Annotated in this window: 22 protein-coding genes; 10 read left to right on the forward strand and 12 right to left on the reverse strand. The window is 67.4% G+C overall.

The annotated features are described in order from the left end of the window. Window positions 1-107: 107 nt before the first annotated feature. The 4 genes from B5F85_RS10960 to B5F85_RS07940 form a co-directional block, all read right to left on the reverse strand. Window positions 108-1,790: a DUF3825 domain-containing protein gene (locus B5F85_RS10960; protein WP_087316112.1), complete on the reverse strand. Its 1,683-nt coding sequence runs from the start codon at window positions 1,788-1,790 to the stop codon at window positions 108-110. A gap of 82 nt (window positions 1,791-1,872) precedes the next feature. After that, a complete protein-coding gene (locus B5F85_RS07930; protein WP_087316114.1) occupies window positions 1,873-2,712 on the reverse strand; it encodes a methyltransferase in 840 nt (279 codons plus the stop codon). A gap of 132 nt (window positions 2,713-2,844) precedes the next feature. Further along, a complete protein-coding gene (gene yfbR / locus B5F85_RS07935; RefSeq protein ID WP_087316116.1) occupies window positions 2,845-3,456 on the reverse strand; it encodes a 5'-deoxynucleotidase in 612 nt (203 codons plus the stop codon). 141 nt (window positions 3,457-3,597) lie between these two features. After that, a complete protein-coding gene (locus B5F85_RS07940) occupies window positions 3,598-5,265 on the reverse strand; it encodes a putative manganese-dependent inorganic diphosphatase (protein WP_087316117.1) in 1,668 nt (555 codons plus the stop codon). Between the two features lie 312 nt (window positions 5,266-5,577). Between B5F85_RS07940 and ettA the strand changes: the two genes are divergently transcribed. The 6 genes from ettA to B5F85_RS07970 all read left to right on the forward strand — a co-directional run bounded on the left by ettA (window position 5,578) and on the right by B5F85_RS07970 (window position 14,074). Continuing rightward, the gene (gene ettA / locus B5F85_RS07945) at window positions 5,578-7,257 is read left to right on the forward strand and encodes an energy-dependent translational throttle protein EttA (protein WP_087316119.1); all 1,680 of its coding nucleotides are present in this window, start codon (window positions 5,578-5,580) and stop codon (window positions 7,255-7,257) included. A 151-nt stretch (window positions 7,258-7,408) separates the two neighbouring features. Further along, entirely contained in the window at window positions 7,409-8,377 is a 969-nt protein-coding gene (locus B5F85_RS07950) for an L-lactate dehydrogenase (RefSeq protein ID WP_087316122.1), read from the forward strand. A 308-nt stretch (window positions 8,378-8,685) separates the two neighbouring features. Then, a complete protein-coding gene (locus B5F85_RS07955) occupies window positions 8,686-9,495 on the forward strand; it encodes an ABC transporter ATP-binding protein (RefSeq protein ID WP_087316124.1) in 810 nt (269 codons plus the stop codon). Beyond that, entirely contained in the window at window positions 9,495-11,288 is a 1,794-nt protein-coding gene (locus B5F85_RS07960) for a hypothetical protein (protein WP_087316126.1), read from the forward strand. The genes B5F85_RS07955 and B5F85_RS07960 overlap by 1 nt, the downstream gene beginning before the upstream one ends. A 62-nt stretch (window positions 11,289-11,350) precedes the next feature. Then, window positions 11,351-12,298: a CPBP family intramembrane glutamic endopeptidase gene (locus B5F85_RS07965; RefSeq protein ID WP_158094584.1), complete on the forward strand. Its 948-nt coding sequence runs from the start codon at window positions 11,351-11,353 to the stop codon at window positions 12,296-12,298. Window positions 12,299-12,331: 33 nt separating this feature from the next. Continuing rightward, window positions 12,332-14,074, forward strand: coding sequence for a Tat pathway signal sequence (locus B5F85_RS07970; RefSeq protein ID WP_239386793.1), 1,743 nt, complete (start codon window positions 12,332-12,334; stop codon window positions 14,072-14,074). A 259-nt stretch (window positions 14,075-14,333) separates the two neighbouring features. On the opposite strand, the gene B5F85_RS07975 is transcribed toward B5F85_RS07970, so the two are convergent. Beyond that, window positions 14,334-15,338: an asparaginase gene (locus B5F85_RS07975; protein WP_087316130.1), complete on the reverse strand. Its 1,005-nt coding sequence runs from the start codon at window positions 15,336-15,338 to the stop codon at window positions 14,334-14,336. Beyond that, window positions 15,335-16,165 (reverse strand): HAD family hydrolase, encoded by an 831-nt coding sequence (locus B5F85_RS07980; RefSeq protein WP_158094585.1) that lies wholly within the window; start codon window positions 16,163-16,165, stop codon window positions 15,335-15,337. The genes B5F85_RS07975 and B5F85_RS07980 overlap by 4 nt, the downstream gene beginning before the upstream one ends. Window positions 16,166-16,777: 612 nt before the next feature. Here B5F85_RS07980 and B5F85_RS10575 point away from each other — a divergent pair. After that, the gene (locus tag B5F85_RS10575) at window positions 16,778-17,323 is read left to right on the forward strand and encodes a hypothetical protein (protein ID WP_143786157.1); all 546 of its coding nucleotides are present in this window, start codon (window positions 16,778-16,780) and stop codon (window positions 17,321-17,323) included. 71 nt (window positions 17,324-17,394) lie between these two features. Here the strand turns inward: B5F85_RS10575 and B5F85_RS07990 are convergent, their stop codons facing one another. Beyond that, the gene (locus B5F85_RS07990) at window positions 17,395-18,876 is read right to left on the reverse strand and encodes a DUF1846 domain-containing protein (protein ID WP_087316137.1); all 1,482 of its coding nucleotides are present in this window, start codon (window positions 18,874-18,876) and stop codon (window positions 17,395-17,397) included. A gap of 75 nt (window positions 18,877-18,951) precedes the next feature. Further along, window positions 18,952-19,332, reverse strand: coding sequence for a hypothetical protein (locus tag B5F85_RS07995; RefSeq protein ID WP_087316139.1), 381 nt, complete (start codon window positions 19,330-19,332; stop codon window positions 18,952-18,954). Between the two features lie 227 nt (window positions 19,333-19,559). Between B5F85_RS07995 and B5F85_RS10800 the strand changes: the two genes are divergently transcribed. The 3 genes from B5F85_RS10800 to B5F85_RS08010 are packed head-to-tail and all read left to right on the forward strand — an operon-like array spanning window position 19,560 to window position 22,473. Next, window positions 19,560-20,795, forward strand: a complete 1,236-nt coding sequence (locus B5F85_RS10800; RefSeq protein ID WP_204204691.1) for an alpha/beta hydrolase-fold protein — start codon at window positions 19,560-19,562, stop codon at window positions 20,793-20,795. Beyond that, on the forward strand, window positions 20,796-22,076 hold the full coding sequence (locus tag B5F85_RS08005) for a hypothetical protein (RefSeq protein WP_204204692.1): 1,281 nt from the start codon (window positions 20,796-20,798) through the stop codon (window positions 22,074-22,076). Then, entirely contained in the window at window positions 21,997-22,473 is a 477-nt protein-coding gene (locus B5F85_RS08010; protein WP_087316141.1) for a GNAT family N-acetyltransferase, read from the forward strand. The genes B5F85_RS08005 and B5F85_RS08010 overlap by 80 nt, the downstream gene beginning before the upstream one ends. Before the next feature lie 131 nt (window positions 22,474-22,604). Here B5F85_RS08010 and epsC read toward each other — a convergent pair whose 3' ends face one another. The 4 genes from epsC to B5F85_RS08030 all read right to left on the reverse strand — a co-directional run bounded on the left by epsC (window position 22,605) and on the right by B5F85_RS08030 (window position 26,009). Beyond that, window positions 22,605-23,252: a serine O-acetyltransferase EpsC gene (gene epsC, locus B5F85_RS08015; protein WP_087316143.1), complete on the reverse strand. Its 648-nt coding sequence runs from the start codon at window positions 23,250-23,252 to the stop codon at window positions 22,605-22,607. Continuing rightward, the gene (cysK, locus tag B5F85_RS08020; RefSeq protein ID WP_087316145.1) at window positions 23,252-24,169 is read right to left on the reverse strand and encodes a cysteine synthase A; all 918 of its coding nucleotides are present in this window, start codon (window positions 24,167-24,169) and stop codon (window positions 23,252-23,254) included. The genes epsC and cysK overlap by 1 nt, the downstream gene beginning before the upstream one ends. Before the next feature lie 100 nt (window positions 24,170-24,269). After that, window positions 24,270-24,704, reverse strand: a complete 435-nt coding sequence (pth2, locus tag B5F85_RS08025) for an aminoacyl-tRNA hydrolase (RefSeq protein WP_087316147.1) — start codon at window positions 24,702-24,704, stop codon at window positions 24,270-24,272. Window positions 24,705-24,830: 126 nt separating this feature from the next. Then, window positions 24,831-26,009: a cation diffusion facilitator family transporter gene (locus B5F85_RS08030; protein WP_087316148.1), complete on the reverse strand. Its 1,179-nt coding sequence runs from the start codon at window positions 26,007-26,009 to the stop codon at window positions 24,831-24,833. Window positions 26,010-26,330: the final 321 nt, after the last annotated feature.

Below are 26,330 nucleotides of genomic sequence, written 5' to 3' on the forward strand. Positions count from 1 at the left end.
GTGGCGGGTTTTCCGGGGACGAATGTAGCACGTCGGCCGAGCGGGCCGCCCGGCCGCCCGCAACTTGAGACGCGCTTGTCACAGAAGGGGCCGCGGGCGAGAAGGACCTACACCGCCGCAGCGAGCCAGGCGGGCAGCTCGGAGCTCACCACGCGCGCGCAGGCGTAGGCGTCGGCGAGCTCGAGTGTGGCCACGGCCTCGTAGCCGGCGGGCGTGACCGCCAGGGCGAGCGCACGACCCTCCTCCGGGACGAGCAGGCGCACCTCGTTGGCGATGGGGTCGTAGGCGGGCGTGGCCAGACGCGGGTTGCGCACGACCTCCTCGCGCGTCGAGAAGGACGGCGCGTCGAGCGCGGGGTCAAAGGTCATCTGGGCGAGCGCGGTCACAAAGCGCGCGGGCTCGACGGGGTCTGTCGCGGAGAAGCCCGCGAGCTGCCAGGGGATGTCGCTCTCGCCGGGGACGAGCTCGGAGGCGATGGGTGCGCCGTCGGGCGTGACGAGGCCGGTGTCAAAGCGCGCGGCGGCTCCGTCGTCGATCACGAGGAGCTTGCCCTCTGCCCGGACGCGCGCAAACGTCATGGTGAGGTAGTCGCCCAGGACGCGGCGCTTCTCGCCCCACGCCTCCGGGCAGGCGAGGTCCGCCAGGCGCTCGAGCGCCTCGTCGCGCGAGCCGAGGGAGACCGTCTGGGCGAAGTCGCGCTCGGGGTCGGCGGTGTCGCCGGGGCGCAGGAAGGCCGCCCATGCTCCGTGCTCCGCGACGCCGAGCCCCTCGAGCCCGACCTCCTCTGCGGCGCCCGCGTCCACCTCGGTGAGCGCCCAACGCTTGCCCGCCACGGCGCGCGCCGAGCGGCGCAGGGTGACGCGGACCGGCGTGACGCCATCGGGCTGCAGGTAGCGCAGGGAGAAGGTGACGTTGCTGCGCGTCCCCTCGAGCGCCCCGGACGAGCGCGCCACGCGGAAGTCCTCCTCGAGCGTGGCCATGGGGTCCACGTGTGCGGGGAGCACCTGGTAGAGGATGCTGAGCTGCTCGCTCGAGCAGCGAACCTCCGCATGGAAGTCCTGCGGGAGGTCCGCCTGCGCGCGCGTTGCCACGGCCGCGGCGGGCGCGGGGGCCTCCGTGGGCGCCGGCTCATCGGGGGCGGGTTCCGGCTGGGGCGCAGGCTCCGGCTCGGGCTCGGGGACGTAGGTGATGGTGAAGGAGATCGGCGGCACGTGGTCCGGCTCGGGCGCGGGCTCTGGGCTGGGCTCCGGCTCGGGCGCGAGCTCCTCGTTCTTCTCGGTCGCCGGCTCTTCCGGCGCTACGGCCTCCGGCGCTGGCTCGGGTGCGACTTCCTGCACTCCCTCGACCGCGGGCTCGGCCTCGACCGCCGCCTCGACCGCGGGCTCGGCCTCGACCGCCGCCGCGGCCTCCGGCTCGGGCTCCGGCTCCGGCTCCACGTGACGCGGCTTCAGCGGCTTGAGCGCCTTGGCGCCCTTTGCGCGCTTCCAGGGCTTGCCGCCCGGCGCGGGCTTCTTCTCCGCGGACGCGAGCCGCTCGAGCGCGCGGTCGTACTCCTCGTGGGCGAGCACCGTGGCGTAGACGTAGCCCTTCTTGAAGACCGTGAGCTTGATGAACTCCGTGAGCTGCTCGCAGAGCGCGCGCATGTCGGCGCAGCCCAGGTCGCTCGGGACCAGGCCCTCGTTGGCGAGCGCCTCCTCAAAGCGCGGCAGCAGGGTCTGCTTGCCTACGCCGACCTCTCTGGAGAACAGCTGATAGAGATACAGGCGGTTGCCTGGGACGATCTTGGGCATGGCCCCTCCTCGGGCAGAAGCGCGGCGGGCGCGCGAGTTTGCGAACTCACTACGTTACTACCCATTTGGGCCGCGCGGGCTTTCAGCTTTGCGAACGGTCGCGCGCGGCCGCCCTGAGGGCGCGGTTGCGCAGATTGGTGACCGTGGCCTGCATGCCGTGGGGCGCGTAGCCAATGCCCTCGAGCTCGTCGAGGTCGTGCGGGAGGTAGGCCGCGAGTGAGAGCTCGGCGGTCTGCACGGGGCGCTCCGGCGCGGGGCCCGGCGTCGCCGCCAGGGCGCAGACGCGGGCGCCCTGCGCGCCGAGGCGCTCCTCGTACTCGCTTGCCGGCGCGTCGGGGAACTCGGCGCGGGCGTCGCGGCTCTGCCAGACGAGCTCGTATCCCGCGAGCGGCACCTGCGTGAGCACGAAGTCAAAGAGGGGCTGGCTGTCGGTGCGCAGCCAGACCTCGGCCCCCGGCGCGAGGACGTCGCGGAAGTCCATCAGGCGCTCCATGCTCGCCATGCGCTTGTGCGCCTCGCGCTTGCGCGGGAACGGGGTGGGGAAATTGAGGTGTATGCGGGCGAGCTCGCCGGGCGAGAAGAACTCGCGGACGCGCATGCCGTTTCCTGGGACCACGACGACGTTGGGGACGCCGGACTCGCAGACGCGCTGGGCCGCGTAGGCGACGCAGATGGGCTCGGAGTCCATGGCGACGAACAGGACGTCCGGCTCGCGACGCGCCGCCTCGACGGCGAAGGCGCCCTTGCCGCAGCCGAGGTCCAGGCGCACCTCGCGGTAGGGCGCGGCGTCCAGCGGCGCGCAGGCCTGCGCCCAGCGGCCGCGCCAGCGCGCGGGCTCGAGCTCGATGGCGCTCGCGTAGCGCTCGAGGCGCTCCTCGAGCACGAAGTTCTTGGGCAGGCGGGCGTGCATTCCGTGCGGCATGGTCTCTCTTTCTGTCGTTTGGGGACGTGTTTTTTCGTGCAGACCGTTTGGGACAGGTTAGCGGCGTGCGGGCCGGGCCTCAGGGCTGTCCCAAACGGTCTGCACGAAATAACACGTCCCCTTTGTGCAGAGCTACAGGAGCTCGTCGAGGGTGGCGCCGTAGGAGGGCAGGAAGTCGCGGACAAAGTCGGCGACCTCGGGGAGCTCCGCGGCCATCTCCTCAACGGCGGCGCGGCAGGTCCGCTCGGCGCTCGAGAACTCGGCGTTGCCCGAGCGCGCCTCGTCGACGCACTTGATGAGCGCAGAGATCTTGTCCGCGGCCTTCACGAGGCGCCGCAGGTAGCGCTCCTCCTCCCCCGCGTCCTCCACGGGCCAGAAGACGTCCTCGAAGGTGGGGCGGAGGTCCTCGGGCAGCGTGGCGAGCAGGCGCTCCTCCGCATTCTTCTCCACCGCCTTGTAGGCGTCACGGATCTGGCCGTCGTGATACTTCACGGGGGTGGGCATGTCGCCGGTGATGATCTCCGAGGCATCGTGGTAGATGGACACGAGCGCCGCGCGCTCGGCGCTGAGCGCGCGTCCAAACCTCACGTTGCCGATCACGCACAGCATGTGCGCGATGGCTGCCACCTCGAGCGCGTGCTCGGAGAGGTTCTCGGGCCGCGAGCTCCTCATGAGCGCCCAGCGCTCGATGTACCTCATGCGCGAGACCAGCGCGAGAAAGTGCGATTCCTGTGGCTCGGTCATGGTGGCTCCCGTGACGCGATTGATTCCGACGCTGCCATGATATACCGCCCGCCGGACGCAAATCCGGCGGGCGGCGTGGCGGGCGAGCCTCGTTGACAAGAACGTTGACAATATAACCTGACGTGATTGTCAAGTTTCAGGCTAGTCGAGGTCCTCCTGGATGCTCTGCAGCGTCGCCATGAGGGCGGGAATGACCTGCTTCTTGCGGCTCACGATGCCCGGCAGCTTGGCGATGCCGTCCGCCGGCTCGGCGTCGAAGGCGCGCGCGATGATGTTCTCGGCGCCCTCGCCGTACCACATGATCTCGCTCGAGGAGCTCTTGACGTCCGTGAACAGGTAGAACACGAGCGGCAGCTCCTCTTGGCGCGCGGCCTCGGAGAGGTAGGGCCCCACGAGCTCCTCGGCGGCCTTGCGGCTGCGCTCGGTCATGTAACTGCCCTGGCCCACGCCAAACTTGACGTTGCCGCGGCTGAATATCTTGAAGTCGCCGCCAAAGACCTCCTCGGCGGTGCGCCCGGTGAGGTCGGCGCCGGCCTCGAACATCTCGTCGGCGTAGGCGTCGATGTCGACCTCGGCGATCTTGGCGAGCGCGGCGGCGGTGTCGCGGTCGATCTGCGTGCAGGTGGGGGAGCGGAACGCCAGCGTGTCCGAGAGGATGGCCGAGAGCATGAGCCCCGCGACGTCCTTGGGGATCTCCACGCCGTTCTCGCGATACATCATGTAGACGATCGTGCAGGTGCAGCCCACGGGCATGTTGCGGAAGTACGCCGGGCTCGCGGTCTCGATCGAGCCGATGCGGTGGTGGTCGATGATCTCCATGATCTCGGCCTGCTCGAGGCCCTCGACCGACTGCGAGCGCTCGTTGTGGTCAACGAGGATGACGTGCTTCTTCTTGGCCGCAAGCAGGTTGGGCGAGCTCACGAGGCCCACGTAGTGGCTCTGCTCGTCGATGACGGGGAAGAAGCGGTGGCGGGAGTGCGCCATCATCTTGCGGGCGTCGTCCACCGCGGTGTTGACGCTCACCTTGAGGATGCCCTCGGAGAGCATCTTGGCGCGCACGGGGATGGACATGGAGATGATGCGGGCGGCCGCGTAGGTGTCGTAGGGGGTGGTGATGATCGCGCAGCCGTGGCGCTCGGCCGAGGCGATGACCTTGCTCGAGACATGCGCGCTGCAGCAGATCACCAGGCAGCTCGCGTCGCACTCGACGGCAAACTGCTGGGTCTCGTAGCGGTTGGTCACGAGCACGATGTCGCCGGGGTGGACGGAGTCCTCCATCATCTCGGGCGTGGTGCCCACGCAGACGTTGCCGCCCGTGACGCGCGCGGTGGGATCGCCGAGCAGCATCTCTCCCTTGAGGGTGTCGATGATGTTGGCGTAGCAGGTGTGCGCGCTGCCGATGACGCCGCTGTCAAAGACGTCCATGTTGGCGTTGGCGATGTCCTTGACGGCGATGATGCCCTGGAGGTTGTTCTCGTCGTCGGTGATGCAGAGCGTGTCGGTCTTGCTCTCGCGCATGAGGTTCCACGCCGAGAAGAGGCTCATCTCGCCGTCGATGCCGCCCTGGCGCTGGATCTCGGTGTCTTTGATCTGCGGGGTGACGGAGGTGATGAGCTCGGGCTCGGCAAAGCCAAAGTGGTCGAGCACGAAGGCCGTCTCGCGGTTGATCGCGCCGGCGCGGCGCGGCTGGTAGATGTCGGTCTTCTCTACGGCGTTCTTGAGGTGCGCGTATGCAATGGCCGAGCAGATGCTGTCCGTGTCCGGGTGCAGGTGCCCGATGACGTTTACTTTGCGAATCCCTTCAGGCATGACGCCCCTTCCCCCTAATGGTTCCCTCGTCTGATTGTGCCACGCGAGCAGGGCGGATATGCACGACTTACGCGCGAACGGTAGAAAATCGTGCGCGTCTACGAACGAGGGGCCAAGAAGGGGCGCCTCCTTGGGACGATGGACCAAGCGGGGCGGGCGCGCCTCCGGCGTCGGCCGGCGGCCGCGCCCCCGGGCAGCCCTCGCGTCCCCGGCGGATTTCTGTTGCAGCCGCGCGTTCTTCTCGCCCGCCGCAGGAAGGCCCGGTAGAATGGTGCCGTGAACAAGCCCCTGCTAGAGAAGGCGAGAAACCCCATGGCAGAGTTCGTTTACCAGCTGATCCGCGCCCGCAAGGCCGTCCACGACAAGGTCATCTTGGACGACGTCACGGTGGGCGTCTTCCCCGGCGCCAAGATCGGCGTGGTGGGCCCCAACGGCGCGGGCAAGTCCACGCTGCTCAAGGTCATGGCCGGCCTCGAGGACGTCTCCAACGGCGAGGCCATGCTGAGCCCGGGCTACACCGTGGGCATCCTCCAGCAGGAGCCCCCGCTCGACGAGGACAAGACCGTCCGCGAGAACATCGAGCTGGCCTTTGGTGACCTGCTCGCCAAGATCGAGCGCTTCAACCAGGTGAGCGCCGAGATGGCCGACCCCGACGCGGACTTCGACGCCCTCATGGCCGAGATGGGACAGCTCCAGGACGAGATCGACGCCGCCAACGGCTGGGACCTGGACTCCCAGCTCTCCCAGGCCATGGACGCGCTGCAGTGCCCGGACCCGGACGCGCCGGTCTCGATCCTCTCCGGCGGTGAGCGCCGTCGCGTGGCCCTGTGCAAGCTGCTGCTCGAGGCCCCCGACCTGCTGCTGCTTGACGAGCCGACCAACCACCTCGACGCCGAGTCGGTCCTCTGGCTCGAGCAGTTCCTGCACAAGTATCCCGGCGCCGTCATGGCCGTCACGCACGACCGCTACTTCCTCGACGACGTGGCCGAGTGGATCTGCGAGGTCGACCGCGGCCAGCTCTACCCCTACGAGGGCAACTACTCCACCTACCTGGAGAAGAAGGCCGCGCGCCTGGAGGCCCAGAGCCAGCAGGACGCCCGCCGCGCCAAGAAGATGAAGTCCGAGCTCGAGTGGGTGCGCTCCAGCCCCAAGGCGCGCCAGGCCAAGAACCGCGCGCGTCTCGAGCGCTACGAGCAGATGGAGGCCGAGGCCCGCGCCTCCAAGCGCGTGGACTTCACCGACATCCACATTCCCGTGGGTCCGCGCCTGGGCGCCAAGGTGCTCGAGGCGGAGCACCTCTGCAAGAGCTTCGGCGACCGCGTGCTCATCGACGACCTGAGCTTCTCCTTGCCCCGCAACGGCATCGTGGGCGTGATCGGTCCCAACGGCGTGGGCAAGTCAACCCTGTTCAAGATGATCGTGGGCCAGGAGAGCCCGACGTCGGGCGCGCTCACGGTGGGCGAGACCGTCAAGCTCTCCTATGTTGACCAGATGCGCGCGGGCATCGACGCCGAGAAGAGCCTCTGGGAGGTCGTCTCCGACGGCAACGACTACATCCGCGTGGGCGAGACCGAGATCCCGAGCCGCGCCTATGTGGCGGCATTCGGCTTCAAGGGATCCGACCAGCAGAAGCGCGCCGGCGTCCTCTCCGGCGGCGAGCGCAACCGCCTCAACCTCGCGCTCACGCTCAAGCAGGGCGGCAATTTGCTGCTGCTGGACGAGCCGACCAACGACCTCGACGTCGAGACGCTGGAGAGCCTGGAGGAGGCGCTCGAGGAGTTCCCCGGCTGCTCCGTGGTGATCTCCCACGACCGCTGGTTCCTCGACCGCGTGGCCACGCACATCCTCGCCTGGGAGGGCGACGACGAGAACCCCGGCCGCTGGCACTGGTTCGAGGGCAACTTCGAGGCCTACCAGGCCGACCGCGAGAAGCGTCTCGGTGCGGAGGCCTCCAAGCCCCACCGCCTGCACCGCAAGCTCACCCGCGACTAAGGTGTTCTTCTCGCCTTACCGCAGCTCCACCTGACAATTTCCTGAAACATTCTCGTCATAGAACGTCCACAACCAGTTAGAATTAAGGGGCGCCCCCGAGGCGCCCCTTTTTTGACGAGCGGCGCGGCGCGCCAGGACGATAGGAGCATCCATGCACACAGGAGACATCAGGACTCGCAAGGCGGTCATCATCGGCGCAGGTCGCGTGGGCAGCCACGTGGCCCTCTGCCTCATGTTCCAGCACCTCGTGAACGAGATCGTCTTCGTGGACGTCAACGCCGACGCCGCGCGCGCCCAGGCCATCGACCTCGATGACCTCGCCTCGGGCCTCGGCGACTCCTTCACCATCCGCGTGGGCGACTACTCCGACTGCGCCGACGCCCACTTCGTGATCCTCACCGCTGGCCGCAGCCGCCGTCCGGGCGAGACGCGCCTCCAGATGCTCGACGGCACCATCAAGGTGCTCGACGGCATCGTGGGCCCGCTCAAGGAGTCCGGCTTCCACGGCATCCTCATCAGCGTCTCCAACCCGGCCGACATCGTGGTCGAGTACCTCTATCGCAAGCTCGGTCTGCCGCGCAACCAGGTCTTTGGCACGGGCACCTCACTCGACTCCGCGCGCCTGCGCCGCGTCCTCTCCGAGATCATCGACGTCTCCAGCCGCCAGATCCAGGCCTTCTGCATGGGCGAGCACGGCGACTCGATGTTCATCCCCACCTCGCGCATCTCCGTCGAGGGCATCGGCCTGCGCGAGTACCTGTCCCTGCGCGACGACGTGGTCGACACCATCGACTTCGACGACGTCATGCGCCGCGTGCGCGAGTCCGGCGCCGCGATTATCTCCGGCAAGGGCTGCACCGAGTTTGGCATCGCGTCGGTGGTGGCCGCGCTCGTGACCTCGATTCTGCACAACGAGAAGCGCGTGGTGCCGCTGTCCGCCCACCTCGACGGCGAGTACGGCGAGTCCGGTATCTCGGCCGGCGTTCCGTGCGTTATCGGCAGCACCGGCGTGGACTCCGTGCTCGAGATCGACCTCTCCTACGACGAGCGTCGCGCGATGCGCAAGTCCTGCTCGATCATCCGCGACTACTGCGAGAAGGTCATGCCCGTCGAGGGCTAGGCCTGCCGCAAGAACGGCCCTTGCCCGCCGCCCGCTCCGCGGACGGCGGGCTTTTTCGCGCCGCGAGGGACACTGGGTGGGCTCTCTACTCGATCTGTCGCAAAAATAACGGGCACGAACACGTCCTCGAAGACGCTGCGGAGAGCATTTCCCCAGTTGCCCGATTTTGCCGGGTCGGTTCGTGCCCGTTATTTTTCTGAGTCGTCGAGAGCCGCTTACCAAATCGTCACGCCAAACTTGCCGGGGGGGGGGTTCTCGCAGGTTAAAATGGCGCGCGTGACCGTTTGGCCCCCAAAGACGGGAGACCCATGATCAAGATCGACCACGTGTCCAAGTCCTATGACGGCGGCGCCACAAGCGCGGTGCGCGACCTTTCCCTCGAGATAAAGTCCGGCGAGATCTTTGGCCTGCTCGGCCCCAACGGCGCCGGCAAGTCAACGCTGCTCAACATGCTCGCGGGCGTGCTCGCCCCGAGCTCCGGCACCATCGAGCTCGACGGCGTCAACGTGACGACGGACCCGCTCGCCGCCAAGCGCAACCTCTGCTACGTGAGCGACTCTCCCGACCACCTGCTGCGCCTCAAGGGCCACGAGTTCCTGCGCTTCATCGCGGACGTCTACGAGGTGCCGGACGCCGTGCGTGGCCCGCGCATCGAGGAGCTCGCGCGCGAGTACGGCATGGAGGGCGAGCTCGACAACCAGATTCAGTCCTACTCGCACGGCATGCGACAGAAGATGATGATTATGGGCGCCCTCCTGCCCGACCCGGCCGTCTGGATCCTCGACGAGCCGATGACCGGCCTCGACCCCAAGGCGTCGTGGCTGCTCAAGCAGTCCATGCGCCGTCACGCTGACGCGGGCAAGACCGTGCTCTTCTCCACCCACGTGCTCGACGTGGCCGAGAAGGTCGTGGACCGCGTGGGCGTGATCGCCCACGGCGAGCTGCTCTTCGTGGGCACCGTCGACGAGATGCGCGAGCACTTCAAGAGCAACGGCTCGCTCGAGGAGATGTTCCTCGAGCTCACCTCCGAGGACTCGCCGTTCGCCCAGGGCGCGGAGCCTGGCACGGACCCGGCGGGCGAGAAGGACGGCGACGCCGCGGACCAGGAGGCCAAGTGATGGTGCGCGCGGCGGCCCAGGACTTCTCCTGGAGGCAGTTCAAGGTGATGCTGCGCGTGGTGATCAAGGGCGAGCAGCACCTCGACGACACCGGCATGGGCCTCGGGGACGACGGCGCGACGAAGCGTCGCGGCATCTGGGGCTCGCTCGGCTCCAGCGCGCGCAAGGTGGCGATGGGCTTCCTGTTTCTGCTGGTGGCGGCGATGTTCTTCATGATGGGCTACATGCTCGGCGAGGTGGGCGTCACGCCGTATTTGGCCTTCAGCCTCTGCGTGGTCGCCCTGGTGGGCCTCACGGCGCTCACGGGCCTCTATCAGGCCGTGAACGTTCTCTACTTTGTGCGCGACCTCGGCTACTACCTGACGCTTCCCATCTCGGCCACGACGATCATGTGGGCCAAGCTCGCCCACTTCCTCGGGATGACGATGCTCGGCGACCTCATCCTGCTGCCGGTGGCGCTGGGCTGCCTGCTCTCCGTGGGCGCGGCTCCGGGGACGTGGGTCGCCGTGACGGTGGCGTTCGTACTGGCGGCGGTGGCCGTCAACCTGGCGCTCGTGATCGTGTGCGTGCCCCTCATGCGCTTCTCGCGCCTCGCGCACGACAAGGACCTCTTCTCGCGCGTCTTTGGCGGGCTCATCATCGTGCTGGCCCTGGCCATTGGCGTGGGCAGCCAGTTCGCCTTCCAGGGCGACGGTCTGGCGTCGCTCGCGTCGGGCGCGGGCGGGCTGCTCTCCGGCGGCGTCCCCGCGGTCGTGGTGGGGGTGCTCTGCCCGCCGTCGCTGCTCGCGAGGCCGGTCGTCGAGGGCGACGTGATCGCTGCGCTGGGCGGTCTTCTCGGCATGCTCGCGAGTGTGGCGCTCTATGCGGTGATCCTCTCGGCCGTGGCGCGCCGGTGGTACTTCGAGGGCGTCCAGGCGCTCCAGGGCGCCGGCGGCAAGCGCGGCAGGCGCGTCGAGGGCGCGGAGCTCACGCAGGCCACGCGCACGCGCGGGTCGTTCGCGGCCAACCTCAGCCGCGACTGGAAGATGATGGTGCGCGTGCCGGTGTTCTTCAACCAGTTTGTCCTGAGCTCGCTGCTCATGCCGCTCTACTTCATCGTGATCATGGTGGTGAGCGGCGCGGTGGGCGTCTCCCAGGCGACCGACGCGGGCATGGACCCGGCGGCTCTGCTCGAGATGGCTCGCTCCCTCACGGCGCTTCTCACCTTTGACAGCCCGGCACTCGCGTGGTGCGCGGTGGGCGTGCTGTTCTTTGGCCTGTTCCTCGGCTTCTCCGCCTACTCGTTCACGATGGGCGTGAGCCGCGATGGCGAGGACTTCTTCTTCCTGCGTGGCCTGCCCATGAACTGGAGCGCGTACCTGGCGGCGAAGTTCGTCTCTCCGTTCGCGCTCTCCACGGTTCCGATGCTCGTGCTGTTTGTCGCCGCCATCGTGCTGCTCGGCGTGCCTGCGGCGGCGGGCGTCTACCTCGTGGCGTTCTACCTGGGCGCTACGGTGTCGCTCGGGCTGCTGTCGCTGGGCCTGGGCGCGCGCTTCCCGCGGCTTACCTGGGACAACGAGGCGCAGCTCGTCAAGGGCGGTGGCGCCACGCTCATGGTCTTTGCGGGGCTTCTCGTGGGCATCGTCGTGATGGCGCTCCCGGCGCTCGCGCTGCTGGCCGGAGCGCTCTGGAGCGTGCTGCCGATCCCGGCGGCGCTGGGGCTTGCGCTCGCGATCTTCGTGGTGGAGTGCGCGGCCCTGGCGTGGTGGGTCTTCGTCCCGACCGCCGCCGCGCTCGCGCGCATCGAGCGCTAATGCGACAATGGGTTGACAATCACGTCAGGTTAGATTGTCAACCTGTCGCAGGGGAGGTTCGCATGAACGTCGGCATCCCGGGCGAGGACAGAGAGCCCGCCGCGCCCCGGCGCCACGGCGCGGGGCACGTGGCCAAATGGCTGCTCGCGGCTCTGGGCGCGGCGCTTGCTTATCTGGCGGCCCAGGTGGCGGCCCTCGTGGCGATTGAGCTCGCGCTGCCGGCGTGGGATGCCGATGGGCTGGTCGTTCTTGCCACCGCGGCGAGTCTCGCCCTGGCGGCGCTCTGGTGGCGCCGCCTCAGGCCAGAGGCGCGCCTGCGTCGCGAGGTCGCCTGTCCTTCTCGCCCGGAGCGCCGCGTTCTTCTCGCCGGCGTGCTGCTGGTGCTGGGGATAGCGCTGCAGGTGACGCTCTCTATCGTGCTCACGATGGTGCTGCCGCTCTTTCCCGATGTGATGGAGTTCTATCTCGAGCTCATGGAGCTCGCGGGCGTGTCGGGCCAGCTGGACCTCGTGACCTTTGTTGACCTGGCCGTGCTGGCCCCCGCCGCCGAGGAGCTCATCTGCCGCGGCGTCATCCTTGAGTTCTGCCTGCGCGCGACCTGCCCAGAGGTTGCTGCGGTCGGTCGCCTTGAGGGCGAGAAGGGCGAGGTTGCCCGCGCCGCCGTCCCGACCGCCCGCTTCTGGGCGGCCAACGTCGCTCAGGCGCTCGTCTTTGCCCTCATGCACCTCAACATCGTCCAGGGCGCCTATGCGTTTGCCCTCGGCCTGCTGCTTGGCTGGCTCGTGAGGCGGACGGGCCGGCTGCGCTATGCCGCGCTGCTGCACATGGCGGTCAACGGCGCCTCCGTGCTCATGGACGTTTTGGACCCGCTGCTGGGAGACGTGCTCGTGCCCACGCTCGTGGTCGGCGGCGTCGTGACCGTCGCGCTGGTGTGGGCCGTCGCGCGCCTGACCGCCGAGCCGCCCGCCGACGCTGACGCCGACGCCGACACCGACACCGACACGCTATAGTGTCACCACTGTCACGCCCGAGAAAGGAACCTGATGCCCGCACAAGGCCCCGACCTCAAGGACCTCTTCGAGCAGATCAAGCGCGAGGTCGGCTCCGATGCTGGCGCCGGATCGAGCGCCTCTTTCGTGGATAGCCTCGCCAAGTGGAGCCGGCGCGCGCTCATTATCGCGGCCGTCGTGCTGGTGGTGGCGCTCGCAGCCTGCTACTGGTGGTTCCATCCCGCGCTCAACCTCGGCAGCACGCAGGTCTGGACATGGATCTGCGGCATCTGCCTCGTGGTCATCCTCGCCCTTGCCGTGGCCGCGGCGCGCAGCATCAAGCGCGCCCCGATCCTCAAGAAGCTCATGCTGCTCCCGGGTGCCGTGATTGCCGCGTTTCTCGTGGGCCTGCTGCTCTCGCAGCCCTTCGTGCCGGGCAACGCCGAGCGCTACGCGACCGTCCTGACGACCACCGACGGCGACTTCGCCTCTGACATCGAGCAGGTCGACTACGCCGACGTCCCCGTCATCGACCGCGACTCCGCGATTCTCCTGGGCAACCGCGCCATGGGCTCCATCCCGGAGTACGTGAGCCAGTTCGAGATCGCGGACACCTACAGCCAGATCAACTACCAGGGGCGTCCGGTGCGCGTGAGCCCGCTGGCCTACGCGGACCTCTTCAAGTGGCTCTCCAACCGCGACGCAGGCATTCCGGCGTACGTACTGGTGGACATGGTGACCCAGGAGGCCGAGGTCGTGCGCCTGGAGCGGCCGATCCTCTACTCCGACTCCGAGCCGCTGCTGCGCAACGTCGACCGTCACGTGCAGCTCTCCTATCCGAGCTACATGTTCGACCAGAAGTCCTTTGAGCTCGACGACGAGGGCAACCCCTGGTGGGTCTACCCGGTGCAGAGAAAGACGATCGGCCTGTTTGGCGGCACGACCATCGCGCGCGTGGTGCTCGTCGACGCCTGCACGGGCGAGACGGCCGACTACGCCGTCGAGGAGTGCCCCACGTGGGTGGACCGCGCCTACCCTGCCGACCTGCTCATCGAGCAGTACAACTGGAGCGGCGCCTACCAGGGCGGCTGGCTCAACTCGTGGCTCGGCCAGGAGGGTGTCGTGCGCACCACGAGCGGCACCAACGGCGAGCTTGGCTACAACTACCTGGCCCAGGGCGAGGACATCTACCTCTACACGGGCGTGAGCTCCGTGACGGCGGACAACTCCAACGTGGGCTTCATCCTGGTGAACCAGCGCACCGGAGACTCGCGCTACTATGCGCTCGCGCAGGGCGGCGCCACCGAGGACTCGGCGATGGCCTCGGCCGAGGGCCAGGTACAGCACCTGGGCTATCAGGCCACCTATCCGCTGCTGCTCAACGTGGCCGGGCAGCCCACGTACTTCATGGCGCTCAAGGACGCCGCGGGCCTGGTCAAGATGTACGCGATGATCAACGTCGAGCAGTACCAGAGCGTGGCGACCGGCTCGACGGTGGAGGAGTGCCAGGAGGCCTATCTCGGGATGCTCGCCGCCGACGGCCTGCTTTCGGATGACACGGCGGCCGACGCCTCCGCGACGCGCGAGGTCACCGGCACCGTTGCCCGCGTGGCGCAGGCCGTGATCGACGGCAACTCGCACTTCTACGTGACGCTCGAGGGCGACGCGACGATCTACGACTTTGCCCTGCCCGACCTCGTTGAGATCGTGACCTATCAGGCGGGCGACGAGATCTCGTTCCGCTGCGTCGAGAAGGACGACGACGCAGCCACCGTCACGGTGACCGAACTTATCTGACCTCACCTACGGGCTGCCCCGCCCCATTGCCCCGTGCTCAGACAGCTTCGCCGCGCACAGGACGCGCGGCTGCAGAACTGCGCGCGGGACAATGGGGCGGGCGCTGTCGTTGACGTTGTCGCTAGGGTCCGGCGGTCTTGCTCCGCGCGCAGTTTCGCATGAGCCGAAGGCCACTTAATGTGGCCTTCGTGCGAAGAGGACTGTTTGAGCACGGAGCAAGACCGCCGGGCCCCAGGGCGGGCGCTTTGCCGCAGGTGGGTTAGCGCGGCATGCGGTCGTGGTTGATGGGCTGGTAGAAGAGGCGGGCGACCTCGGCGGGGTCGTGCGTCTGGCCGAGCGCCCACATGGTCTTGGCGACGAGGGCTTCGGTCGACATGTCGTCGCCCTTGAGAATGCCGTCCTTCTCGGCGTAGGCGTGGCCGACCTCGTAGACGCCGAGGTCGAGGCCCTCTTCGGGGACCTGCGTGGTCACGACGAGGGTTCGCCCGGAGTCGACCCAGTCAAAGATCGCGCGCTGATAGGAGCCGTCGTAGGCGGGAATGCCGCCGATGCCAAAGGTCTCGAGGATGACGGCGTCGTAGTCGCGGCGCAGCAGGTCGAAGATACTCGGGCGCAGCTCAGGGGTGAGCTTGAGCACGATGACGCGCTCGTTCAGGGTCTCGTAGAAGCGCGGGCTGGCGCCGGTCTTCTCGGCGGAGGGGGCGCCCGCGGGGCGGACGATGCGGTTGCCGCGAATGTAGGCGACTGAAGGGTAGTTCATGCTCGTGAAGGCGTTGAAGCTCATGGTGCGCTGCTTGTGGGCGCGGGTGCCGCAGATGACCTTGCCGCCAAAGACCACGTTGACGTCGCGGCTGTCGTCATCGCAGGCATAGAGCACACTGTGGTAGATGTTGAGCTTGGCGTCGGTGAAGGGGTTGGCCATGGGCTGCTGCGAGCCCGTGAGGACGATGGGCTTCTCGCTCGCCTGGATGAGGTAGGAGAGCGCCGCGGCGGTGTAGGCCATCGTGTCCGTGCCATGGAGGATCACGAAGCCGTCGTAGGCGTCGTACGCGTTGCGGACGACCTGCGCGATCTCGACCCAGTCGCGCGGGCGCATGTTGGTGCTGTCGATATTCATGGGCTGAACAAAGTCCAGCTCGCAGAGGGTGTCGAGGAGCGGGACCTGACGGGCGAGCTCAGGGCCGGTCATGGTGGGCGCCAGTCCGGAGCCGTCCTCGGTCGAGGCGATGGTGCCGCCGGTGGCGATCATGAGGATGTGCTTCACGCGCGCTCGCCTCCTAGCAGGAATCGGCGGATGGCCTCGGCGCAGCCATCGTGGTCGTTGTCCGCGACGACGACGTCGGCCACCGCGCGCGCCTCCTCGGTCGCGTTGCCCATCGCGATGCCGAGACCGGCGACGCTCAGCATGGGCAGGTCGTTCTCCGCGTCGCCCACGGCGATCGTGGCCTCGCGGGGGATGCCGAGCAGTTGCGCGAGCGCGAGGAGCCCCGAGCCCTTGGTCGCCCCGGCGGGGGAGAGCTCCAGGCTTGCGTCCTCGGACTCTGCGAGCTCGACGGGGAGGTCCCTCAGGCGCTCGCGGGCGATCGGGCGCGAAGCTGGGTCGGCGAAGTGGAAGATGAACTTCTGAACGGAGGTTGCGGGGTCCAGGAGCCTTTCGCGGACGTTCTCGACGGGCGTGGACGTCGCGTCGTAGAGTCCCCGGTAGATGCCCATACGATAGTGGTCCATGCGAGCGAGGTCCGTTGTCTGGCAGTACATTTCGGCACCGGAGAAGACGTCGATCATGGCGTCTGCGGCGCCGACGGCGCGCACGGCGCGCGTGATGACTTCGTGGTCAAACGACGTGGTGGAGAGGACGCGGTGCTCCCTCAGGTCGTAGAGCACGGTGCCGTTGCAGCAGATGGCGTAACGAACCTGTCCGAAGCTGGCGTGATCGAGCTCGATCATCTTGGGGCTACGACCCGAGCAGATGGCGACGTCCTTGCCTGCCGCGACGGCCTCGTCGATGGCCTGCGTCGAGGACGGAAGCACGCGCTTGCTGGTGTCGAGCAGCGTCCCATCCATGTCGAAGGCGATGAGCTGGTAGTCCACGTCTCTCCTCTCGATTGAACCAGGGGAAAGCATACCGCGACGGAGTCGCGCGGTGCCATGTCTCGCAGGCGACCTCGCACGACGCCCATTTTGACACCACTATTTGGGTCAAAAAGGGGCAACGTGCGAGGTCGCCAAACGGACCGCCCGCCTTATGCGTAAAGAAGAGATTGGAATAAAAACAATCTTGAATAGGAAGAGGATATATAGTATTACTTAGTTATGATAACGCTAACGGACATATCTGCACTAAGATTATGGGCTCACGAAGGGCTTCTCGAGCGGCTCGGGAATCCCTGTCAGGCAAATGGGCTCAACTGGACGACGGATTCATTCAGGGAGATTCAAGACTTTGGCCTCGAATCCATGGGCGTTGCCTATTCTCATGAGGATCCGCTTCACGTACTCGTCGACGACGCAGGGCACAGAATTGTCTCTGCGCGGGTGAATAGCCACGTTTGGTCAGGGAGGCTCCCTCCGGGATCTCTCTATCAGCTTGCTCCAGGCGTACTCATTGCCTCACCGGCGTTTTGCTGCCTTCAGGATGCCGTGAGGTCAAGTCTGCCCCATGTGACCGCGACCATGATGGAATGCCTGGGAAGGTACGGTAGGGTGACGGGAACGAGGGGGTTTCTCGACCGCGGTCCACTGCTCAGTTACGATGAGCTCTCGAGCTACCTTGCCAGCGCGAAGGGGTGTCGGGGGGTGGAAAAGGCTCGACGCGCTCTCAGGCTGTCAGTGTCCCCAACGCGTTCCCCGCTCGAGACAAAGACGGTGCTCATAGCCACGTTATCTAGAAAGTTGGGAGGCTATGGGTTGCCGCGGCCAGAGGTGAACTACGTGATTGCGCCGCGGTCCGAGGATATCCCCTTCAGCCAGTTTGCCCAATACGAGGTGGACGTCTGCTGGCCCTCGCAGAGAACAATCCTTGAGGTCGATAGCTATCTTTACCACTCAGATTCCGAGCAGATTAACTCGGACGCAAAGAAGCGCAACTCGCTCAAAAGCATGGGGTGGAAAGTCATATCTGTGACGGATGGACAGCTTTCCGGCGACACGCTAGACGTGCTCATGCGGCAGGTGGCGAAAGACCTTAAAGTGCGCCTCAAGGCTCCGAAGCCGGAGCTGAGAGACTGGCTTCTTGAAGAGCTGCCATAGGAGACCTCGCACGACGCCCATTTTGATGCCCGGATTGGGGTCGAAAAGAGGCGACGTGCGAGGTGGCCGGATTAGCGGTGGTAGTAGCCGCGGCGCTCGTACTTGGGCTCGCAGCAGACGTTGATGCCGAGGTTGCGGTAGGTGTTCTTGTCCTGCTCGGAGATGATGACCGAGAAGTAGGCGTCGCAGCCGGCGAGCTGCTCGAGCGCATCGACCGTCGCCTCGGCCTGGTCGTTGGTCGCGGAGGAGAGGGAGAGCGCGATGAGCATCTCGTCGGAGTGCAGGCGCGGGTTGCGGCTGCGCAGGTGCTCGGTCTTGAGGTGGCAGATCGGCACGAGCGCCTCCTCGCTCACCACGTAGGTCTTCTTGGGGATGCCCGCCATGTGCTTGGCGGCGTTGAGCAGAAGCGACGCCGCGGCGCCCATGAGGTCGGAGGTCTTGCCGGTCACGAGCTCGCCGTCGGGAAGGACCATCGCTGCGGCGGGGCCGCCGGTGGCCTCCTCCTTGGCGAGCGCCGCCTGGTGCGCGGGGGAGTAGTCGCTCGTGACGTCCGCCTGGCTCATGAGCAGCTCGATCTTGGCGAGCGCGTCCGCGCCCTCGCCGGTGCGGCGCAGCTCCTCGGCCGCGGTGAAGTAGCGGCGGACGATCTCGTTTCGGCCGGCCTCGCGGCAGACCTCGTCGTCGGAGATGCACAGGCCCACCATGTTGACGCCCATGTCGGTGGGGGACTGGTAGGGGCTCTCGCCGGCGATCTTCTCCATCATGGCCTTGAGCACGGGGAACGTCTCGACGTCACGGTTGTAGTTGACCGTGACCTCGCCGTAGGCCTCGAGGTGCCAGGGGTCGATGATGTTGCGGTCGTCGAGGTCGGCCGTGGCGGCCTCGTAGGCGACGTTGACGGGGTGCTTGAGCGGCAGGTTCCACACCGGGAAGGTCTCGTACTTGGCGTAGCCCGCCGTAACGCCCCGCTTGTTCTCGTGATAGAGCTGGCTGAGGCAGGTGGCAAGCTTGCCCGAGCCGGGGCCGGGCGCGGTCACCACGACGAGCGGGCGCGTGGTCTCGATGTAGTCGTTCTTGCCAAAGCCCTCGTCGGAGACGATGTGGTTGACGTCAGAGGGGTAGCCGTCGATGAGGTAGTGGCGCCAGGAGCGCACGCCCATGCCCTCGAGGCGGCGCTGGAAGGCCTCGGCGTGGGGCTGCCCGGTGAAGTGCGTGATGCAGATGCCGCCGACCATGAGGCCGCGCGCGCGGAACGAGTCCATGAGGCGCAGCGCGTCCTCCTCGTAGGTGATGCCGATGTCGGAGCGGCGCTTGGCGTTCTCGATGTTGTCCGCGTTGATGACGATGATGGCCTCGACGTCGTCCTTGAGGCTCTCGAGCATGCGAATCTTGGAGTCGGGCTCAAAGCCGGGAAGCACGCGGCTCGCGTGGTAGTCGTCAAAGAGCTTGCCGCCAAACTCGAGGTAGAGCTTGCCGCCAAACTGTCCTATGCGCTTGCGGATCTTCTCTGCCTGCAGGGCGATGTACTTGTCGTTGTCAAATCCGATGCGCATGGGCGGGGGTCCTCTCTGTGCCGATTTCCAACCAGAAAGAGTAGCACGCCCCGGCCCGTTCGTGACCCGTCGGCGTTATCCGGCGACCGAGAAGTACAGGAGGTCCACGAGCGTCCCGACAACGAGGAAGTCAACGGAGGCGAGGCTCACGGCGGCGCCCCAGGGCATGCCGATCTCGTGCCAGAACATGCGAAAGGTGTCGTCCTCGTGCGGGGTCATGGTGCCGCTCGGGCGGTCGCGACCGGAGACGAGCAGGCCGCAGCCGCCGGTGATGAGCATGAGCGCGCCGACGAGCAGCGTCAGCTTGCGGGCCCAGTCCAGGCCCGTCTTCCAGTCGAGCCCGTGCGAGACGAGGGCGAACACAAACGCGACGGCCGCGAGGCCGAGCGCCGCCGCGCCACCCACGGTCAGCACCTTGACGACGCCGCGCGTCCAGTTCTGGCTCTTTTCCTGCATGGGCCTCCTCCCGCGCCCGGACTCTCCGAGAGGCGACGAGACGTGACGGTCGCCTCTCGCCATTGTGGGCCAGCGCGCCGCGACGCGCAACGGTCGAGGTCTCCGCCTCATCGAGGTTTCCGTCTCATGTCCCCTTTACGTAGAGAAAACGCTGAGAGCAGGCAAAAGAGATAAGATGGCTTATGCGCCTTCGGGGAAACTCTATCAAGCACGTCTTGGGGGACAACATGGATAAGAAAAACGTCGTGTGCACCAGCGCCGCTCTGGGCAAGGACATGCACGTCAACGTATATGGCAAGAAGGGCCTGCCGGTCGTGGTGTTCCCGACCCTGGCCGCCTCTCCGGAGAGCCTCGAGGAGGCGGGCGTCATCGACGAGCTCGCCGAGTACCTGGACTCCGGCATCATCCAGCTCTTCTGCACCGAGACCGTGGACCAGGAGTCCTGGGCCGCCGACGGCGACCCCGCGCAGCGCGCCGAGCGCCAGGAGGCCTACTATCACTACGTGGCCGACGAGCTCGTGCCCCTCGTCCGCAAGGTGAGCAAGTCCACCGCCCGCCCGCTGGCCATGGGCTGCGACATGGGCGCCACGCACGCCGCGATCGCGCTGCTGCGCCGTCCGGACCTCTTCCAGGGCTGCGTGTGCCTCTCCGGCAGCTACGACGCGCGCCGCTACTTCGGCGACTGGATGGACGCCACCCTCTACGAGAACACGCCCTGCGCGTTTTTGCCGCAGATGCCGCTCGACCACCCCTACGTGGCGGTCTACAACCAGCGCCAGCTGCTGTTCTGCACCGGTCAGGAGGCCTCCGAGGCCGACTCTTTGCGCTGCACGCGCGAGATGGACGCCAACCTCGCCCGTCTGGGCGTCGAGGCTTGGTGCGACTACTGGGGCGGTGACGTGACCCACACCTGGTACTGGTGGAAGAAGCAGCTTCGCTACTTCCTGCCGATCGTCCTCGACGACGTCGAGAAGACCACGGCGGCCGAGAAGCCCGCGAAGAAGCGCGCCGCGACCACGCGCAAGAAGGCCACGACCACGAAGGCTGCCGCTGAGAAGAAGCCGGCCGCCAAGACGGCCACGACCAAGACGGCCACCAAGGCCGCTGCCGCCAAGGCCGAGAAGGACGAGGCCGTCGCGACCGAGGCCAAGCCGGCCGCCGCGCCCAAGAAGCCGGCCGCGCGCAAGACCGCGACCAAGACGGCCGCCAAGCCCGCCGAGGCGGCCAAGGCTGAGCCCAAGCCCGCGGCCATCGCCAAGGCCGAGAAGCCGGCCGCGCCCGCCAAGGTCACCAAGGCCGCGGCTCCCGCCAAGGCCGTGAAGGCCGCCGTTCCGGTCAAGGCCGAGAAGGCCGCGGCTCCCGCCAAGGCCGCCAAGCCGGCCGCCACGACGACCAAGAAGGCCGCCACGACGGCCAAGGCTGCCGCCGAGAAGACCGCGAAGGGCGGCGCGAGCGCCAAGTAAATGAACGCCGTCTTTGTCTCGCCGCAGTTCCCGAGCGTCTACTGGCAGTTCTGCGCGGCCCTGCGCCGCAACGGCGCCAGGGCGCTCGGGATAGGCGACACCCCGTGGGAGGCCCTTGCCGCTGAGGTGAGGGCCTCGCTCGATGAATACTACTGGGTCCACGACCTCGAGGACTACGACCAGGTCTATCGTGGCGTCGCGTACTTCGCGTACCGCTGGGGCAGGCCCGACTGGATCGAGTCGAACAACGAGCACTGGCTGCCCCTGGACGCCCGCCTGCGCGAGGACTTCAACGTCGAGAACGGCCCGCGGCCCGACGAGGTCGCTCGCTGGCAGAGCAAGGCCGCCCAGAAGGGTCTCTACGCCGCCGCGGGCGTGCCCTCCGCGCGCCAGACGTGCCTTTCGACCTTTGATGAAACGCGCTGGTACATCGGCGAGATGGGCCACTATCCGGTCTTCGCCAAGCCCGAGGTGGGGGTGGGCGCCGGTGGAACGCGCATCCTTCGCACAGATGACGACCTGCGCGATCTTCTCGCCACGCACGGGGAGGTCCCCTACGTGATCGAGCAGCTGGTCGAGGGGCAGATCTGCTCCTGGGACGCCATCTTGGACAGCCGGGGCGAGCCGCTCTTCGAGAACCAGGAGGAGTTTCCGCCGTCGATGGCCGACGTCGTGCACGGGGGCCTCGACCTGGCGTATCGCTCCCTGCCCGAGGTGGACCCCGAGCTCTCGCGACTGGGCCGGGCCACGGTGCGCGCCTTTGGCCTGACGAGCCGCTTCGTGCACCTTGAGTTCTTCCGTCTGGGCCGCGAGCACGCCGGGCTGGGCGCCCGCGGCGACTACGTCGGGCTTGAGGTGAACGTGCGCCCGCCCGGCGGAACCACGCCGGAGATGATGAACTACGCCCACGCGACCAACGTCTACCAGATCTGGGCGGACATGGTCTGCTTTGACGAGCGCCGGACGCCGCGGGACGGGGAGGACGGATTCTGCGTCTACGCGAGCCGTCGCGGCGCCCACCGATACGCGCACGCCCATGAGGAGCTCCTCGCGCGGTGGGGCTCGGCCGTCGTCTCGTGCGGGCCCGTGCCGCCGGCGCTCTCCGACGACATGGGCGACTATCAGTACACCGCTCGCCTTGCGACCGAGGACGAGGCAAACGAGTTCGTGGCATACGTCCATGAGGGGGAGGGGGACCACGATGCAGATCAGAAGGGCGTGCGAGAAGGACCTGGGCGGGGTGCATCGCCTGCTGAGCCAGGTGCTGACGGTCCACGCTGAGGGCCGGCCCGACCTCTTCCGCGCCGGCACGCGCAAGTACACCGACGACGAGCTGCTCGCGATGTTTGTTGACGACGCCCGCCCGGTCTTCGTGGCGGTGGACGAGAAGAACGGAGAGCGCGTGCTCGGGCACGCCTTCTGCGAGGTCCAGGACTTCCGCGGGTCCAACAACATGCAGCCCATCCTGAGCATCTACGTCGACGACATCTGCGTCGACGAGGCCAGTCGCGGACAGCACGTGGGCACGGCGCTTTACCGGCACGTGCTGGACTTCGCGCGCGAGCTCGGGTGCCACAACGTCACCCTCAACGTCTGGGCGTGCAACCCCGGGGCCCGTGCGTTCTACGAGGCGATGGGCATGTCCGTGCAGAAGACCTGTCTCGAGCAGGTGCTGTAGCAGATCCGTGGGGCCGGCAGCGGCGTCAGGGTTGACAGTGGCGTCAGGTCATATTGTCAAACCGCGAGCTTTTGACAATATGACCTGACGCCACTGTCAACCCTGACGCCGCTGCCGGCCCCGCGAGGTCCCTACTTCTCGACGACCCAGCTCTTGCCGAAGTCGTCCGTGAGGCACACGAAGTCGCCGAAGAGCGGGCACTCGCGGGTGCGGACCACGCGGGCGGGGTTGCCCACCACGGTGGTGTTGGCGGGCACGTCGTCCACGACGACCGAACCGGCACCCACGCGCACGCCGTCGCCCACGTTGATGGCGCCGAGCAGGATCGAGCCCGCGCCGACCATGACGCCGTTTCCGAGGGTCGGATGGCGCTTCCCGCCGTGCTTGCCCGTCATGCCGAGCGTGGCGCCCTGGTAGATGAGGCAGTCGTCTCCGATGATGGCGGTGCCGCCGATGACGACGCCGATGCCGTGGTCGATGGTGAAGCGCCGCCCGATCTGCGCCGCCGGGTGGATGTCGGCCCCGTAGCGGATGCGCGTGCGCATGGCGAGCCAGAGGGCCAGCGCTCGCTGCCCGTGCTCGTAGAGCCAGTGCTGCCGGCGGTACGCGCGCACGATCTTGAAGCCCACCGAGAAGCGCGTGACGTCCGCGACCGAGTCGGCGGAGGGGTCGCGCTCGTAGGCGGCCTGGGCGTCCTCTCGGATGAGCTCGCGCAGCGCGGGCCGCTCGTTCTTCTCGGCTGTCGTTCTGCCCATCGCGGGCATGACCGCGGAGCCCATCAGAGCCCCGTCGAGAGGTAGCGCTCGCCGGTGTCGGGCAGGACCGCCACGACGAGCCTGCCGGAAAACGAGGGGTCGGAGGCGAGCCCCAGCGCGGCGAAGACGGCCGCCCCCGAGGAGATGCCCACGAGAAGCCCTAGCTCGCGCGCAAGGCGGCGGGTCGTTGCCAAGGCGTCCTCGGTTGCCACGGGAACGATCTTGTCCACGAGGGAGCGGTCGAAGTTGCCGGGCACGAAGTTCGCGCCGATCCCCTGGATGCCATGGGGGCCGGCGACGCCTCCCGCAAGCACCTGCGACTCCGCGGGCTCGACGGCGACGGCGAGCATCTCAGCCCGGCGCTCCTTGAGATAGCGCGCCGAGCCGCAGAGCGTGCCGCCCGTGCCCACGCCGGCGACGAGTGCGTCGATCGCGCCGTCGGTGTCGGCCCAGAGCTCCGGGCCGGTGGACTCGTAGTGCGCCTGCGGGTTGGCTGGGTTGTCGAACTGCCCGGCGATGATCGAGCCCGGCGTCTGCGCCGCGAGCTCCTCGGCGCGGGCAACGGCTCCGGCCATGCCCTCGGCACCGGGCGTGAGCTCAATCTGGGCTCCGTAGGCTGCCGCGAGCTGGCGACGCTCGACGCTCATGGTGTCAGGCATGGTGAGGATGAGCCGGTAGCCGCGGGCGGCTGCCACCATGGCCAGCCCCACCCCGGTGTTTCCGCTCGTGGGCTCGATGATGGTCCCTCCGGGCGGGAGGCGGCCCTCGCGCTCGGCCGCGTCGACCATGGCGCGCGCGACGCGATCTTTTGCCGAGCCGCCGGGGTTCGCGGCCTCGAGCTTGCCGAGGACGCGCGACCGGGCGCCAGCCCCGAGCAGCGGCGTGAGGTCGACGAGGGGCGTGGAGCCGATCAGGCTCTCGACGGTGTGCGCGACGTGCATGGTGCCTCCCTCTCCTTGGGTGAGGCTAGGGTGTCACTTATAAACCCACCTTACAAGTAGGAATTACAGCGCCGAAACAATGCATCGGGCGCGCGCTGCGCTAATACAGCGGCAGCTCGCCGGTGAGCGGGTCGATCGCCTCGGCGGGGAGGGGCTCGAAGGCGAGGCAGGTGTAGGTGGGCTCGCCGTGGAACTCCGTGTGGCCGGCGTCGCGCACGAGGGCGACGATGAGGCCCTGCTCGCGGCCGCGCTCGGCGAGGTCGAGCAGCTCCTCCTCGGAGTCCACGTACACGCAGACTTTGGCCACCCCGGCGTCGAACCAGTCGGTGAGCGGGGAGGTGTCGCCCTCGTCGTGATAGAGCCACGCCCAGCTCTCGGTGGCCTGGACGTCCGCTCCGCGCCCCTCGCGGGCGAGCGCCATGAGGACGGCTTCGACGCAGGCATGGCCGGCCTGCGCGGCGATCTTGCCCTTGCGCATCTTGAGGTCGCGGCGCATGACGATCATCTGCTTGGCGAGGTAGCTGCTGGATGCCATGGTGCTCCAATCTGTGTGGGCGGGAATCGCGTCGGGTTGACAATCACGTCAGGTTATATTGTCAAACCGCGGGCGCTTGACAATATAACCTGACGTGATTGTCAACCCGACGCGACTGTCAACCTATCACTGGCGGGACGAGACGTAGGAGTCGTCGATGGTGATCTTGCAGATGGCGCGCGGGTAGCGCTCCTGGACGAGCCCCGCGATGCGCTTCTTCAGCTCGGTGCGGCCGAGCGCGCAGTTGGCGGGGCGCGCGCAGTCAAAGATGACGTTGGTGTGCGTGGGGCCGGGAACGCAGCGCAGGTCATGGATGGAGAGCCGCTCGTCGATGCCCTTGACGGCGAGGTCGATCCAGTGTCGCATGTCGCGCACGGCCGGGTCGTTGGTGACGATGGGGTCGTAGTGCAGCGTCATCACGAGACCCTCCTCGTCCTTGAAGTCCTGCTCGATGTTGTCGAGCAGGTCGTGCTGCTCGAAGGGGTCTCCCTCGCCCGCCATCTCCACGTGCGCGCTCGCGAACTGCCGCCCCGGGCCGTAGTCGTGGACCATGAGGTCGTGCGTTCCGAGGACGCCTGGGTAGCTCATGATCTTGTTGCGGATGTGCTCGACGTAGGCGGGGTCGGGCACGGTGCCCAGAAGCGGACTCACGGCCTCGCGTACGAGCTCGATGCCGCTCCAGCAGATGAAGGCCCCCACCGCGAGGCCCGCCCAGCCGTCGAGGTCAAAGCCCGAGAGACGCGAGACCACGGCCGAGACGAGGACGGCGGCGGTGGCGATGACGTCGTTTCTCGAGTCGATGGCGGTTGCCTCGAGGGTGTCGGAGGAGATGACGCGCCCGAGACGGCGATTGAAGGCGGCCATCCAGAGCTTCACGAGCATAGATCCCACGAGTACGATGACGACGGCGGGGCCGAACTCGGTGGGCTCGGGGTGGGCGATCTTTTCGACCGAGGAGCCCAAGAGGTTGAGGCCGATGGCGCATACCAGAGCGGCCACAACGAGCCCGGCGAGGTACTCGAAGCGGCCGTGGCCGTAGGGGTGCTCCTCGTCGGCGGGACGGCTTGCGAGCTTGAAGCCCAGGAGGCTCACGACGTTGCTCGAAGCGTCGGAGAGGTTGTTGACGGCGTCCGCAACGATGGAGACAGAGCCCGCGACCAGGCCCACCGCCCCCTTGCCCAGGCACAGGACGACGTTGCAGACGATGCACGTGATGCTTGCGACCAGCCCGTAGCGGGTACGAACGCGGGCATCGCCCACGTTTTGGGCGTCGGGCACGAACATCTTGACGATCCAGTCGGTCATGAAGCCCCCTCGTTCGAGAAAACGAGGAGAAGTATACCCGTCCGGCGCGCCGACCCTGCCCGGCCCTTGCATTATTGACCTTCGAGCCATGAGACAGGGGGGCGCGAAAGCAAAACCGCGCTTCGATTCATGAAAAATGAGGAGCGGGTGCGGAGTCTCGCCTCGACAGATAAACCTTCACGTGTATTTGTAAAGCTAAAGGTCCTGAGCTCGAGCGATCGGGGCCAAAATATCATGGATCGAAGCCCGGTTTTGCTTTCGCGCACCGGGGCATTATGGACTGAAGGGCGATTTTGCACGTCCGGGACCCTCGGCACGGCG

The sequence above is a fragment of the Olsenella sp. An293 genome, assembly GCF_002159495.1.
Taxonomy (GTDB): domain Bacteria; phylum Actinomycetota; class Coriobacteriia; order Coriobacteriales; family Atopobiaceae; genus Thermophilibacter.